Origin of the sequence: Saccharospirillum sp. (assembly GCF_039982735.1) — a bacterium.
GTDB lineage: Bacteria > Pseudomonadota > Gammaproteobacteria > Pseudomonadales > Natronospirillaceae > Saccharospirillum.
In genome coordinates this window covers 182,642-196,079 of the sequence record NZ_JBDWXV010000008.1, presented here as the reverse complement: position 1 = coordinate 196,079, position 13,438 = coordinate 182,642, and the positions used below count along the sequence as shown (strand labels likewise).

At 56.9% G+C, this 13,438-nt stretch carries 9 protein-coding genes; 3 read left to right on the top strand and 6 right to left on the bottom strand.

The genetic code is table 11. The features are described from left to right. Positions 1 to 42 precede the first annotated feature (42 nt). Positions 43 to 2,982 carry an insulinase family protein gene (locus ABJT94_RS05540; protein WP_348477118.1) on the bottom strand — a complete coding sequence of 980 codons (2,940 nt, stop codon included), beginning with the start codon at positions 2,980 to 2,982 and terminating at the stop codon, positions 43 to 45. A gap of 255 nt (positions 2,983 to 3,237) precedes the next feature. Here ABJT94_RS05540 and trxA point away from each other — a divergent pair, with 255 nt between their 5' ends. After that, positions 3,238 to 4,116: a thioredoxin gene (gene trxA / locus ABJT94_RS05535; RefSeq protein WP_348477120.1), complete on the top strand. Its 879-nt coding sequence runs from the start codon at positions 3,238 to 3,240 to the stop codon at positions 4,114 to 4,116. Positions 4,117 to 4,361: 245 nt separating this feature from the next. On the opposite strand, the gene ABJT94_RS05530 is transcribed toward trxA, so the two are convergent. Further along, entirely contained in the window at positions 4,362 to 5,492 is a 1,131-nt protein-coding gene (locus tag ABJT94_RS05530) for a beta-ketoacyl-ACP synthase III (RefSeq protein ID WP_348477122.1), read from the bottom strand. Between the two features lie 405 nt (positions 5,493 to 5,897). On the opposite strand from ABJT94_RS05530, the gene ABJT94_RS05525 reads away from it, so the two are divergent. Then, positions 5,898 to 6,362 (top strand): MbcA/ParS/Xre antitoxin family protein, encoded by a 465-nt coding sequence (locus tag ABJT94_RS05525; RefSeq protein ID WP_348477123.1) that lies wholly within the window; start codon positions 5,898 to 5,900, stop codon positions 6,360 to 6,362. Positions 6,363 to 6,394: 32 nt separating this feature from the next. Here the strand turns inward: ABJT94_RS05525 and pntB are convergent, their stop codons facing one another. Further along, the gene (pntB, locus tag ABJT94_RS05520; RefSeq protein ID WP_348477124.1) at positions 6,395 to 7,780 is read right to left on the bottom strand and encodes a Re/Si-specific NAD(P)(+) transhydrogenase subunit beta; all 1,386 of its coding nucleotides are present in this window, start codon (positions 7,778 to 7,780) and stop codon (positions 6,395 to 6,397) included. Next, complete coding sequence (locus ABJT94_RS05515) at positions 7,777 to 9,369, bottom strand: Re/Si-specific NAD(P)(+) transhydrogenase subunit alpha (RefSeq protein ID WP_348477126.1); 1,593 nt, start codon at positions 9,367 to 9,369, stop codon at positions 7,777 to 7,779. Before ABJT94_RS05515 ends, pntB begins: the two co-directional genes overlap by 4 nt. Before the next feature lie 584 nt (positions 9,370 to 9,953). On the opposite strand from ABJT94_RS05515, the gene ABJT94_RS05510 reads away from it, so the two are divergent. Further along, positions 9,954 to 11,051 carry a TRAP transporter substrate-binding protein gene (locus tag ABJT94_RS05510; protein ID WP_348477128.1) on the top strand — a complete coding sequence of 366 codons (1,098 nt, stop codon included), beginning with the start codon at positions 9,954 to 9,956 and terminating at the stop codon, positions 11,049 to 11,051. A gap of 95 nt (positions 11,052 to 11,146) precedes the next feature. Here ABJT94_RS05510 and ABJT94_RS05505 read toward each other — a convergent pair whose 3' ends face one another. Beyond that, positions 11,147 to 12,538, bottom strand: coding sequence for a TRAP transporter large permease subunit (locus ABJT94_RS05505; RefSeq protein WP_348477129.1), 1,392 nt, complete (start codon positions 12,536 to 12,538; stop codon positions 11,147 to 11,149). Next, a complete protein-coding gene (locus ABJT94_RS05500; RefSeq protein WP_348477130.1) occupies positions 12,538 to 13,086 on the bottom strand; it encodes a TRAP transporter small permease subunit in 549 nt (182 codons plus the stop codon). Before ABJT94_RS05500 ends, ABJT94_RS05505 begins: the two co-directional genes overlap by 1 nt. Between the last annotated feature and the right edge of the window lie 352 nt (positions 13,087 to 13,438).

The following is a 13,438-nucleotide window of genomic DNA, read 5'->3' as shown; positions in this document are numbered from 1 at the left end:
GCCAACCCTGGCCCCCCGGCACAAAACCAGGCCAGCCACTCGTTATTGGACAGGATCCAAACGCTCGGGCAGGTTATTAAAAGTTGGTGTAATCCAGCGGCTGGCTTCCTGAATGGTTTGTACATTGTCGGCCGTGTAAAAACCCACCAGGTTAGTCCCGTTTTCTGTGTAGGCTTCTTCCATGCCCCGGCCGACCTGATGCAAAACCAGGCGTTTTGCGTCGTCTCTGAGCATCTGGTTTTCAAAGAAACGGGTAAAGCCATCGAGACTGATTGCTTCAACAGCCGACGCGAGACGCCGGCGCGTATTGAAGTTCGGATTCCCGTCCATAATGGCCTGCCAGTAAGTCTGGCTAAGCTCATAGAGGTTCTGCTCCGGTGTGGTCAGATCGTTGATCAGGCCTGCCTTGTAACGGTTGAACTCATCGCTGTCGAGGCTGCGCAGTTGTTGCAGATACCGGTTCATGAAACGGTCTGAAAACAGCTGCAACAAGGCCGGGTCGGTGTCGGGTGATTGAATGTAGACGATCAGGCCAGGCAGATCTTCGGCCATGAAATTCTGGCTGAAAACGATGTAGCCCAGCTGTTCCTCGGTGCGCATTTCTGCAAAATAGGAAGCGCTCATGGTGCGGCCCAGCAAGGTAAAAAGAGCGCGCTCGCGCAGGCTGCTGTCCTGACCCTGGTAGTAGCCGAGCAGGGCACTGTCGTTGTGATCGATGGACATTTCGTGGCGGTAACGCCGGCTGGGCAGGGCGGCAACGTCGACTCTTACCGGGTCGTTACCGGCACTGGGCGGGATCATCGCGCTGATGCGATTGGCCAGTTGCAGGGCACCGTCTTCGGTCTGGTTGCCGTGAATCAGCATCGTCATGGCCTGATTGTTCAGCAGCGTATCGCGGTGCGCGAGCACGTCGTCGAGCGTCAGGTCTTCAAGCGCTTCAAGCAGGGCTTCGGGTGTTCTGGAATCACGGATCAGCGCCGTGTTCAGGCGTCGCACCATCTGGTTCAGGACCGGATCTTCGCGAGTATTGCGCAGTCGGCGCTGGAGATCGGATTTTAGCTGTTCAAACCGGGGCTGACTGACGCCAGGATCAGTCAGTTCCACCAGCAGGGTGTCGAGCAATACGTGCAACCGGTCGCTGTAGCCATAGAGCCGAATCTGCAGACCACGCTTCGACGATGACAGGCCATAACCGGAGCCTGCCCGGCCCGCGTCATAGCGGAAATCGGTCATCCCGTCGTCAACCAGGTCGATGAGTAACTGCGTTGCAATGGCGCTGCGGGCGCTGGCATTGGCTTCGGGTGATTCCATCATGACCGTGATATCAAGCTTCGGCGTTCTGAAGGATTCATCCTGTTCAAACCAAACGGATAAGCCCGGCGCCTGTTCAATGATCAGGGGCGTGTTGTGGATCAGGTCGCTCTGGCGTCCGGCAAATGGCAGCACGGTCAGGTCTTCCGGTATGAACAGATTTTCCTCAGGCAGCGTCAGGTTGTTGTCTTGCTCGGGCGCACGCCATCCGGCGACCACCGAGCCCGACAGCGGAGTTGCTTTGTAGGGGGTTTCGTACCATTCGCTGACGGTGTCTGTCTCCACGTCCGGTGCCATCAATACGACCAGGGCGTTGTCCGGTTGCAGATAGGACAACCAGCGCTGAATGGCTTCGGCATCGAATTGTGCCAGCCGATACGGGCCTACCAGTAACTGATCGGCCGGGTAGTGCATCAGCCGGGTTGCCAGATGCTGCGCGGTGGCGGTGGGGGATACCTGCTCCGCGAATTCGAAGTTGATCTCGTTGATGGTCTGCAGTTCTTCATAGCGCCACTCGTTCAAGCCCTCCTGCTCAATGGTTTGCAGGTAGCTGAACATCATTGTCGCCACGCTTTGCCAGTTGGTCATGCCTTCAGGGGTCAGTTGCAAGGCGATGCTGAATGTATCCGAATTGCGGCTGGTGCCGGGTGCACGGGCCGAAATTCCGTCTGCCCAACCTCGCTCCTTCAGCGCTTCAAACAGGGTGCCAGGCCCCTGGTGGTCGAGCAGACTCGCCAGGTAGGTGTAAGGCTTGGTGTCGAGCTCGGCCACGGTTGCAGGGACCGGGAAGCGGAACTGGAGCAGTCTGCTTTCACGACGCGGCTCTACCTCGATCAGCATGGGCAGCTGGCTGGTGCTGAACTGGGGGACTTCTAGCTGCAGCGGCTCGGAGGAGACCGAGCGTATCTGATTGAAGCGAGAATCGACCCACTCTTTCAGTGTCTCTATATCCTGAGGGCCAACCACGGCCAGCGACAGGCGGTTTGCAACATAATGCTCACGATAGAATGCCTGCATCCGTTCGCGCAGTTGGTCGTTATCGAGGGTTTGGGCATTGCCGATGGCGAGGTTGGCGGCCGGATGCTCGGGGTTGATCAGTTCGCGCACGGCGTCTTCACGGCGCCGGTTATCGTCTTGCAAGCTGGCGGTAAACTCAGATTGCACCGCGTTGATTTCGCGTTCAATGTAGCTGGCATCGAACAGGGGAGCGATGAAAAACTGCGCCAGCCGGTCCAGTGCCGGTTCAAGGTGCTCGGCGTCGATATCAAAGTAGTAGAGGGTGTTCTCATCGGCGGTATAGGCATTGTTGTTGCCGCCGTTTTGTTCGATAAACTGATGGTACTCATCGGCATTCGGGTACTTTTCGGTACCCAGAAACAACATGTGTTCGAGAAAATGCGCCAGACCTGGCAAGTCGGCCGGGTTGCTCCAGGAGCCAACGCTGACGTTCAGTGCGGCTGCGGCAACCTCGGCGTCTTCATCGGATACCAGTACCACCTTGAGTCCGTTTTCGAGCTCATACTGATGGAATACCCGGTCTTCCCGTTCACTGACGATGATATTTGACGGATTCTCCGCCCCGGGGTTCGAGGCACTGGTTACAACCAGACCTGCGCTGGCCAGGGCAACGATGACCCCGGTGGTGATGGCGATGAGAACACCACGTTTCATACTGCGCTCCTGATACGATGCATAGTGAACCGGCTATGGGATAGCATGGCGATACCGGCCCGGACTCAAATGAGGCTCAGATTCCACGGTAAACCGGTCAGCGCCGGCAGCGGAGTCTGTGAAGACAGGGATTGTAACGGTCGGTCGCGCCGCTGTCATGGCATCCCGGGTGGTCTCGTGGCTACCCCGGTATTGCGAAATGCGGTGATGTCCCAATAATGGGGTGATAAAGCCAGATTTGAACACGAGGGTGTTATGAACGAAGTATACGGGCAAGATGCCGGCAACGTGGTGGTCGTTACCGAACAGAACTTCCAGCATGTCATGGTGGAGGAGTCCCAGCGCCGCCTGGTGGTCATGGATTTCTGGGCTGAATGGTGTGCGCCGTGCAAGGCACTGATGCCGATTCTTGAAAAACTCGCGGCTGAATACCAGGGGCAGTTTCTGTTAGCCAAGGTTAATGCTGATGAACAACCCAATATTGTGGCCCAGTTCGGGGTTCGCAGCCTGCCTACGGTGGCGCTGATCGTGAATGGTCAGCCGGTCGATGCGTTTATGGGTGCGGAGCCGGAATCCGCCATTCGGGAGCGCCTTGAGAAATACCTGCCCAAGCCCTGGGACAGTCTGCTGGATCAGGCCCAGGCGCTGCACGCTCAAGGCAAGCTCGATGAGGCGCTGCCTCTGCTGCGCGAAGCCTACACCCTGAGCGATGGCGAAACCGCCATTGCGTTCGCTCTGGCCGATGTTTATGTCGCTTTGCACCGTGCCGAAGACGCCGAAGCCATTCTCGATAAAATGACCATGACGGAGCAAACCGAGCCGGAATACGCGGCGCTGAAATCCCGACTGACGTTGTTACATCAAGCCGCTGAGTCCCCGGAGATTCAGGAGTTGCAAAGTAAGCGGGACGCCGACCCGGATAACCTGGAACTGGCCTATGAACTGGCGGTTCAGTACAGCCAGATCAACCGCCACGCTGACGCGTTGGATACCCTGCTGAGCATTCTGCGCAAAGACAAAACCTTTAAAGACGGTGAAGCCCGCAAAACCTTCCTCGACATCGTCAATAGCCTGGGCAAAGGCGACCCAACGGCCGTCAAATACCAGCGACAGTTGTTTACGTTGCTCTACTGAGGAAAAGTTCGCTGGCTGGGTTGGCTCTAGTGGCTTAGGTTCGTGCCAGCCACCGGGTAGGCCTTGCCGGGGTCGGCGTGAACCCGTCCATGGGGCCTAGACCACAGCATCCATGCAGTGGACTCCCCCGTCCAGCCCTACCCGGCAGCCGGCACTTAGGCTGTTGCCAAATTAAAACCTTAAGACCAAGCAACTAGATCTGAGCTTACCTTACCCGGTAATGTACTATTTCTATGTTGCCAAACTCATCGCTTGCGCAAAGCAAGGCTACCAATCGAATACCCCGCCCCAAACGAGCAAATCACCCCCAGATCACCGGATTTGAGATCCTGATGATGAAGGTTAAAGGCAATGATCGAACCGGCTGAGGCGGTGTTTGCATACTCGTCGAGCACGATCGGTGCTTCGTCCTGTGTGCCCACATGGCCCAGCAGACGCTTGGTGATCAGCTGGTTCATGTTGATATTGGCCTGATGCAACCACCAGCGCCGAACCTGACCGATGTCGGCACCCACGGCTTCAATTTGCGCTGCCAGGTGATCAGCGGCCATCGGGCAGACTTCCTTGAAGACCTTGCGGCCTTCCTGGTGGAAGAGTTTGTCGGGGCCAAATGGGTCGGAATCGAAAGCGTGTGAAACGAAACCAAAATTGGAGCGGATATTGTTCGAATAGACCGTTTTCGCCTTGATGCCCAGTATGTCGTAAACATGCTCGGCATCGGCCGTGTCACCCCGTTCGACCACCATGGCGGTGGCAACATCGCCGAAGATGAAGTGGCTGTCGCGATCGCGGTAGTTCACCTGAGGTGAGGTCAGTTCCGGATTGATGACCAGTACCGCTCTGGCCGTTCCTGCTTTGACCATCTCGTAGGCGCGGTGCAGGGCGAAGGTGGCGGCGGAGCAGGCTACCAGCATGTCGAAGCCGAAGCCCTCGATGCCGAGTTCGGCCTGCACTTCAATCGCAATGGCCGGGTAGGAGCGTTGGGTGTAGGCACAGCTGACAATCACGGCATCAATATCAGCGGCGCTCTTATTGGCGGCGGCAAGTGCCTTCCTGGCGGCGGCAACGGCCATTTCACCCTGGTGACTCAGTTGGTCATCGGGGCGCTCCTGAATACGTGGACGCATGCGATCGACTTCCATGATGCCATCTTTGACATAGACGTAACGCTGGCGTATGCCACTGGCTTTGGTAATGAAATCCGGGTCGGACTTGGCGACTGGTTCCAGGGTTCCCGCCTCTATTTCGCTGGCATGCTCCTCGTTGAACTTGTCGGCGTATTCGTTCAGTACCTGCACCAACTCTGTGTTAGTGAGTACATTTTCGGGGTTCCAGAGACCGGCGCCGCTGATGACAACAGTGTCGTTGGCAGACATGGTGTGATCCTTATTTCGAGCAATGCTGTTGTGGGTTTTGAATGATGCGTGTGCTTAGTGGCTGAGTGCGGGCTGCCCGGCCTACCTTTCCGGGGTAGCCCGTAGCAGGGATGCTACGGTCTAGGCCCCATGGATGGGTTCATGCCGACCCCGGAAAGGTAGGCCGGGTAGCCCGCACGGCTTCTTGTTCCGGTAATTGATGACCCCGGGACCGTGTCGAAGCGACCTGATGCCTCAAATATCATGGCATTGTAGCAGGCCGCCTGATTTTGGTCAGCGTTGGTGGGCGTGAACGCTCTGTGCTCGCTGTTTTAGACGATTGGAAAGGGCCATCCGTGAAAGTTTTTCAAAGCCCGGTGAGTTTGGGTATGCTTTAGGGATGCTCACGATAATAAGAAGGCTGACATGCTGCACCATTTTACACTGACATTTCAGTTGCCGGACTCGGCGGCGGTAGATGCGGCCGCCGTTGCCGGGCAGATGCCAGGGTCGGATTTTACCATTGAGGGACTGGGGTCGAACCCAAGTGGTGAGTTCTCTATTCACTTCAGCCGGGAAGGCGCCAGTGTGACCCATGTGCTGGAGTACGCCAAATCGCAGGTGCAACAGGCCATACCGGATGCGCAGTTGGTCGGGATGGAATTGTCGGAAGAACCGCCCGCACAAAGCATGGTGGATGACATCAGCAAGCTGGTGTTGCATGCCTGTAACGCACTTGGCAGTGTCGATGGTGCTCAGGCCTGGCTGGCAACACCAAATCCCGACCTGGAAGGGCTGACGCCCAAGGCGCTGATGATCAACGCCGAAGGGCGCACCCAGGTGTCCCGGGTGCTGACCAAACTGCTGGCTCGCAAACAGGGTGCGGCCTGAGCCCGGAGCCTACCGGCTCCGGTTAGGGACTTTTACAACTTGCTGACCAGAGCTTGCACGCTTTCTTTGGCATCGCCAAACAGCATGCTGCTGTTGTCGCGGTAGAACAGCGGGTTGCTGACGCCGGCATAACCGGTTGCCATCGACCGCTTCAATATTACTACCTGGTGCGCGTGCCAGACCTCCAGCACTGGCATGCCAGCGATGGGTGATCCTGGTTTTTCCTGAGCGTCCGGGTTGCATATGTCATTGGCACCTATGACCAGTACGACGTCGGTTTTCGGCAGGTCATCGTTGATCTCATCCATCTCCAGCACAATGTCATAGGGCACGTTGGCTTCCGCCAGCAGCACATTCATGTGCCCCGGCAAACGGCCTGCGACCGGGTGGATTGCAAAGCGGACTGTTTTGCCCTGTTTGCGCAGGGTGGACGTGAGCTCAGCGACGGCCTGCTGGGCGTGAGCGACCGCCATGCCGAAGCCCGGGGCGATGACCACGGAATCGGCATCGCGCAGCCAGCTCGCCACCTCATCGGCCGATGAGCTGCGCGCTTCACCATACTCCTCATCATCAGCGCTTGAGCCGGAGTCGGTACCAAAGCCACCCAGAATGACACTGATGAACGACCGGTTCATCGCCTTGCACATGATGTAACTGAGAATCGCACCGGAAGAACCGACCAGTGCACCGGTGATGATCAGCAGATCGTTACCCAGCATGAAGCCGGTGGCCGCCGCGGCCCAGCCGGAATAGCTGTTCAGCATCGAGATGACCACCGGCATGTCTGCCCCGCCGATGGCGGCAACCAGGTGGGCACCAAGCAGCAACGCGATCAGCGTCATCAGCAGGAGCATGGTGGCATCGCCTGAGCCATGACCATCGGGTGCAAATAGTATCAGCATGGCCAGCGACACAATGATCGCAGCGGCATTCATCACATGACGACCCGGCAACGCCAGCGGTTTGCTCGACAGAATGCCTTGCAGCTTGCCGTAGGCTGCCCAGGAGCCTGTGAGGGTAATGGCGCCGATAAAGATGCCGAGGTAGATCTCGGTATTGTGAATGACCTTTTCAGCGCCCGCCAACTGCGATCTGGGGTCCAGATAAGCCGCCCAGCCAATCAGTACCGCGGCCAGGCCAACAAAGCTGTGCAGCAGGGCGACCAGTTGCGGCATGGCCGTCATTTCCACTCTTGAGGCCAGCCAGAGCCCTATGGCAGCACCAATGGCGACGGCAATCGCCAGTACAAAGTAAGCCCCAACGGCCGCAGAAGCCACCGTGGCAACAATGGCGATCACCATACCGGCGATGCCGTAGTTGTTGCCGCGTCGAGCGGTCTCCTGGGAGCTCAGCCCGCCCAGTGACAAAATGAAGAATACCCCGGCCAGCAAATAGGCCATCGATAACAGGCCGTTCATGACGGGTCTCCTTTGCGGAACATGTTCAGCATGCGTCGGGTGACATAGAACCCGCCCGCTATGTTAATGCTGGCAACCAGCACGCTGATGGTCGCCAGCACGCTGACCAGCCAGGAGCCACTGCCACTGATTTGCAGCAGCGCGCCCAGAATGATGATGCCGGAGATCGCATTGGTCACACTCATGAGCGGCGTATGCAGTGAATGGCTGACGTTCCAGATGACTTGCCAGCCAATGAAAATCGCCAGCACAAACACCGTGAAGTGGCTGACAAAATCGGCCGGAGCAACGGCGCCAAGGCTCAATATAAGAGCCCCGGCAATCAGCCAGTAGAGAGCTATGGGCCGGGCTTTGCGGGGAGCCGGTGGCGATGTCTCCGGAATCTTTTGGGCCGATGGGGCCGCCGGTTTGGGCGCCGCAGAAAGCTTGGGCGGTGGGGGTGGCCAGGTGATATCGCCACCATGCACGACGGTGCAACTGCGGGTGATCTCATCGGTCAGATCAATGACCAGCTGGCCGTCCTTGTTCGGACACAAATGTTCGAGCAGACGCCACAGGTTGTTCGCCAGCAGTTGGCTGGCCTGGGTGGCGGCCCGGGCGGCCAGGTTAGTAAAGCCGATGACGGTGACATCGTGTGCCTTTACCACCTCGTCTTTCACCGTGCACTCACAATTGCCACCGTTGGGCGCCGCCAGATCAACCACCACGCTGCCGGGCTGCATGGCCTTGACCATGGCCTCGGTGATCAGCTTGGGTGCCGGCTTGCCCGGAATCAGGGCGGTGGTGATGATGATATCCACTTCTTTGGCCTGCTCCATAAAGAGGGCCATTTCGGCATCAATAAAAGCCTTGGACATCTCCTTGGCGTAGCCACCCGTGCCGGCCCCGTCTTCTTCCAGTTCAATGGTGAGAAATTCACCGCCCATGGACTCTACCTGTTCCTTGACCTCTTTACGGGTGTCAAAGGCACGCACAATGGCGCCCAGGCTTTTCGCCGCGCCAATGGCGGCGAGCCCGGCAACACCGGCACCGATGACCAGAACCTTGGCCGGGGGAATCTTGCCTGCGGCGGTAATCTGACCAGTGAAGAAGCGACCGAACTGATTGGCTGCTTCAATCACCGCCCGGTAGCCAGCGATATTGGCCATGGAACTGAGCACATCCATTTTCTGGGCGCGGGAAATACGGGGTATGGCATCCAGAGAGAGGGCTGTCGCGTGCTGGCCGTTGAATTGTTCAAGCAGTGGCGCGTTTTGACCGGGTGCCAGAAAGGATATCCAGGTTTTCGCCTTCTCCGGTGTGCTGCCCAGAGCTTCAAGTTCACTGCCAGACAGACCTTCTGCTTGTGCCTGGGGACCGTTGATCTTTAACAGGACATCGGCGCGTTGGTACAGCCGGGTTACGTCGGCTTCCAGTTCTGCGCCTGCCTGTTCATAGAGGGCATCTGCAAATTGTGCCCTGGCCCCGGCACCGGGTTCTATGAGGACAGTAAACCCCAGATCGATCAGTTTACGGGTGGTATCGGGCGTGACTGGCACCCGGGTTTCTCCCGGAGCCCGGTCAACGGGAACAGCTAGGGTTAGCGACATGTGTATCCCTCAATTGCCTGATGACTCTGCTCGCTGTACAACGCCTGACGCTGTATCGGCAGTCCATCCTGTTTTTATTGTTGTTACCGCTTTACCAGTCACCGGGATCGGTGAAACCGCTCGCAGAGTATTCAGTTGCGGTTAAGCCCGGCCTGGTAGCGTCATACTGGCTGGCTATTGAAGTCGGTGCAAGTCCAAAGGCCGCTGGTGACCTTCAACGAGTCGGAGCTGGGCAACTTTCACGGGTTACCACTAAAGGAGCAGGCGAAACCGGGCAATGCGGGCTAAACTGAATTGAGATATGGCAGGCTGCGGGGTATTCTAAGGCCCGGCGTTCTGGAGTCGTCGCAGGCCATTAAAATTATAAACGGCTCGCAAGCTCACTCCGATGCGGGATAACACGGTGCCGGATCGTTCCCATAGAGGTAAACGGCCGTGTCGGTTTTCCCCGACTAACCACAATAAAAAACTGGAACATTGAGGTCGGTAACCCGGTCGCTCTGACTCGCATTCGCACTCCGGTAAGATAGCAGTCAGCAGACACGTGTTGAGTACCTCCCTGACCCCATGATGGAGAGTTGAACATGAAAAGACGTGACGTCATCAAAAAAGGCTTGATCGGCGCAGGTAGCGTGGCGGCAGCGACCACCATTGGCACTCCGGCACTGGCTGAAGACCGCATTACCTGGCGTATGGTAACCACCTGGCCGAAGAACTTCCCGGGTCTGGGTGTGGGTGCGCAACGCCTTGCTGATCGTATTACCGCCATGTCCAATGGCCGATTGACGGTACAGGTCTATGCGGCTGGTGAACTGGTGCCGCCTTTGGGTGCGTTTGATGCGGTTATTGAAGGGTCTGCCGAGATGAGCCACGGCGCTGCCTACTACTGGCAGAACAAGAGCCGGGCCACGTCCTTCTTTACCGGTGTGCCGTATGGCATGACGTCCCGCGAACTGGCGGCCTGGGTTCGTTACATGGGTGGCCAGGAAATCTGGGATGAAATTTACGATCAGTTTGGCGTAAAAGGCTTTTTGTCGGGTGACACCGGTACTCAGGCCGGTGGCTGGTTCCGCGAAGAAATCAACAGCCTGGAAGATATTCAGGGTTTGAAATTCCGGACCCCGGGTTTGGGCGGCCAGGTATGGGAAAAGCTGGGCGCCAGTGTGGTAAACATGGCCGGTGGTGAGATTTACCAGGCATTGCAATCCGGTGCACTGGATGCCGCTGAATTTGTTGGCCCCTACAACGACCTGGCACTGGGTTTCTACCAGATTGCCAAGAACTATTACATGCCGAGCTTTATCGAGCCGGGCCTGGCGACCGAAGCGGTGGTCAGCAAGTCCAAGTTCGAGGCATTGCCGCGCGACCTGCAACAAATTGTCGAGTTTGCCTGTCAGGCCGAGTACGACCAGGTAGCCTCGGATTTCTACGCCAACGACCCGATCGCTCTGCGCACTCTGGTGGAACAGCATGGGGTTCAGGTTAAATACTTCCCTGAAGAAGTATTGCAGGCTGGTGCCGAAGCCGCCAAGGAAGTTCTGGGTGAATTGCGCGACAGCGATGACGCCCTGGTGCGTAAGACCACTGAAAGCTACTTCGAAGCACTGGCTTTGTTGCGCACCCGTACCGAACAGGTTGACGGTGCCTTCCTGACCGCCCGTCAGAAGTACTTCCAGATGTAATACGAGCCCAGGCTCAAAAAAACCCGGCCTGTGCCGGGTTTTTTTATGGGCGGGTTATCGACGTCGATAACCCGAAGCTGCTTATTGGCGGGCTTTTAGTTATAGATCAGAGACGGCAGCCAGGTAACCAGTTGTGGAAAGACCACCAGCAACACGATCACGATCAGTTGCAGGAACACAAAGGGAACAGCGCCCTTGTAAATGGTCATGGTCGAGACAGAATCGGGTGCGACGCCTCTCAGATAAAACAGCGCGAAACCAAAGGGTGGCGTCAGGAAGCTGGTTTGCAGATTGACCGCGACGATCACCCCCAGCCAGACAGGCTCTACGCCCATCATCAGCAGAATGGGTGCGGTGATCGGCAACACCAGAAAGATGATTTCAAAGGTATCCAGGATGAAACCAAGCAGGAACATCAGCAGCATCACGAACAGAATGGCGCCTAACTGGCCACCGGGCAGGCTGTTAAGGAAGTCGCTGACCAGTTCTTCACCTCCCATCATTCGGAATACCAGAGAGAAGACGGTCGCACCGATCAGAATGATGAAGATCATGGTGGTGGTATTCGCCGTCGCGTACATAACCTGACGCAAATTGCTGTAGGTCAGTTTGCGTTGGAAAGCAGCCAGTACCATGGCACCAATAGCGCCTACCGAGGCCGATTCTGTTGGTGTGGCAATGCCACCCAGAATGGAACCGAGCACCGCAATGATCAGTACCAGTGGAGGCAGCAGCGTAGTGAACACATCCTTCAGCAACCGGGACTTTTCTTCGGCCGTCATGACCAGGGCCGGACAGCTGTCGGGTTGACGCACGGCCTTGAAGATCATGTACAGCATGTAGATGCCCATCAGCATCATGCCGGGTATGAAGGCACCGGCAAACAGGTCGCCGACGGAGACCGGCGTGGGTGCAAAGTTGCCCAGCGACATTTGCACCTGGCTGTTGATGCCCGAGAGCATATCGCCCATGAAAATCAGAACGGTAGAGGGCGGAATGATCTGGCCGAGCGTGCCAGAGGCGGTAATAACCCCGGTTGCCAGTTTGGGGTCGTAACCGGCTTTCAGCATCGCAGGCAGGGACAGCAAGCCCATGGTAACTACTGTGGCGCCAATAATACCGGTAGAGGCGGCGAGCAAAGCCCCCACGAGAATCACCGATAAGCCGAGACCGCCGCGCAGGTCGCCAAACAGTCGGCCCATGGTAATCAGCAATTTTTCGGCAATGCCGGAACGCTCCAGCATCATCCCCATAAAAATAAACAAGGGTACCGCAACCAGTACCTCGTTCAGCATGATGCCCATGTAGCGTGGTGCAACACTCGATAAGTTCGACAGATCAAGCGCGCCCAGAAAGTGGGCAATGGCCGCGAATATCAGCGAGGTGCCAGCCAGCGAAAATGCCACCGGGAAACCGAGCATTAGCACACCGATAACGGCAAAGAACATGACGAGCGCGAGGATTTCGCCCAACAACGTTACTTCCATCAGACGTTCTCCCCGTAACGATAATCTTCAGGTACCAGTTCCTGTCGGTTAGCCAATACCAGAATGCTGCGCCCGATCATGGCCAAAGCCTGAATTGCGACCACAATGGCAAAGACGATAATGAACGACTTAACAACATAAAGGCCCGGCATGCCCCCGTAATTGGATGAGCCTTCCATGAAGCGCCAGGACCGGGCGACATAGGGGTAGGCATACAGACTGATGGTGATGATAAAGGGAAACAGAAACACCAGGCAGCCAAACAGGTCAACCAGAGCCTTTCGTTTAATAGGGGCAGTCCGGTAAAACACGTCGACGCGCACATGGCCTTCACGGAGCAAGGTGTAGCCAGCGATTCCCATAAACATGACGCCATTCATCCAGACATACAGATCCTGCATCAGGACCGAGCCAGTCGAAAAGACATATCGCATGACAACGACGGTGAAGCATACCAGTACAATTCCCAGCGTCAGCCAGGAAAATACCTGGCCCAGGAATCGGTTCAGCAGGCAACAGAGCCTGACCACGAACGCGAGGCTTTTCATGAGTGATCCTTTTTTATCGGGACAAGGCAAACACGAGGGATAGTTTTGATCATCGGCTGCAATGTGTCGTTGTAGTCGTGAGTTATTGTTTTACTGTTGCTTTAAGCGAGCTTGGCGCTAACGAAGTCAACTGCACGCCCGGTCAGAGTGCAGCACAACGGTCTTTCAGGGGGTATTAAACCATGCCAGCGCAGCCGACGCCAATGCTTGCAACCCGACCTGCCAGTACGCCTAACACCCGTCTTTATACCGTTAAGGTTGGCCCGGAGGGCGGTGAATCGATAGAGTTGGCGGTTCCTTGCCAGCCGACGCCGTGGTTGGCTGTTGTCCTTGTTGTAGAGAGAGAGGCCAC

Coding starts and splice junctions, on each gene's coding strand:
- ABJT94_RS05540 (WP_348477118.1), bottom strand. CDS start 2,982: ATGAAACGTGGTGTTCTCATCGCCATCACCACCGGGGTCATCGTTGCC.
- trxA (WP_348477120.1), top strand. CDS start 3,238: ATGAACGAAGTATACGGGCAAGATGCCGGCAACGTGGTGGTCGTTACC.
- ABJT94_RS05530 (WP_348477122.1), bottom strand. CDS start 5,492: ATGTCTGCCAACGACACTGTTGTCATCAGCGGCGCCGGTCTCTGGAAC.
- ABJT94_RS05525 (WP_348477123.1), top strand. CDS start 5,898: ATGCTGCACCATTTTACACTGACATTTCAGTTGCCGGACTCGGCGGCG.
- pntB (WP_348477124.1), bottom strand. CDS start 7,780: ATGAACGGCCTGTTATCGATGGCCTATTTGCTGGCCGGGGTATTCTTC.
- ABJT94_RS05515 (WP_348477126.1), bottom strand. CDS start 9,369: ATGTCGCTAACCCTAGCTGTTCCCGTTGACCGGGCTCCGGGAGAAACC.
- ABJT94_RS05510 (WP_348477128.1), top strand. CDS start 9,954: ATGAAAAGACGTGACGTCATCAAAAAAGGCTTGATCGGCGCAGGTAGC.
- ABJT94_RS05505 (WP_348477129.1), bottom strand. CDS start 12,538: ATGGAAGTAACGTTGTTGGGCGAAATCCTCGCGCTCGTCATGTTCTTT.
- ABJT94_RS05500 (WP_348477130.1), bottom strand. CDS start 13,086: ATGAAAAGCCTCGCGTTCGTGGTCAGGCTCTGTTGCCTGCTGAACCGA.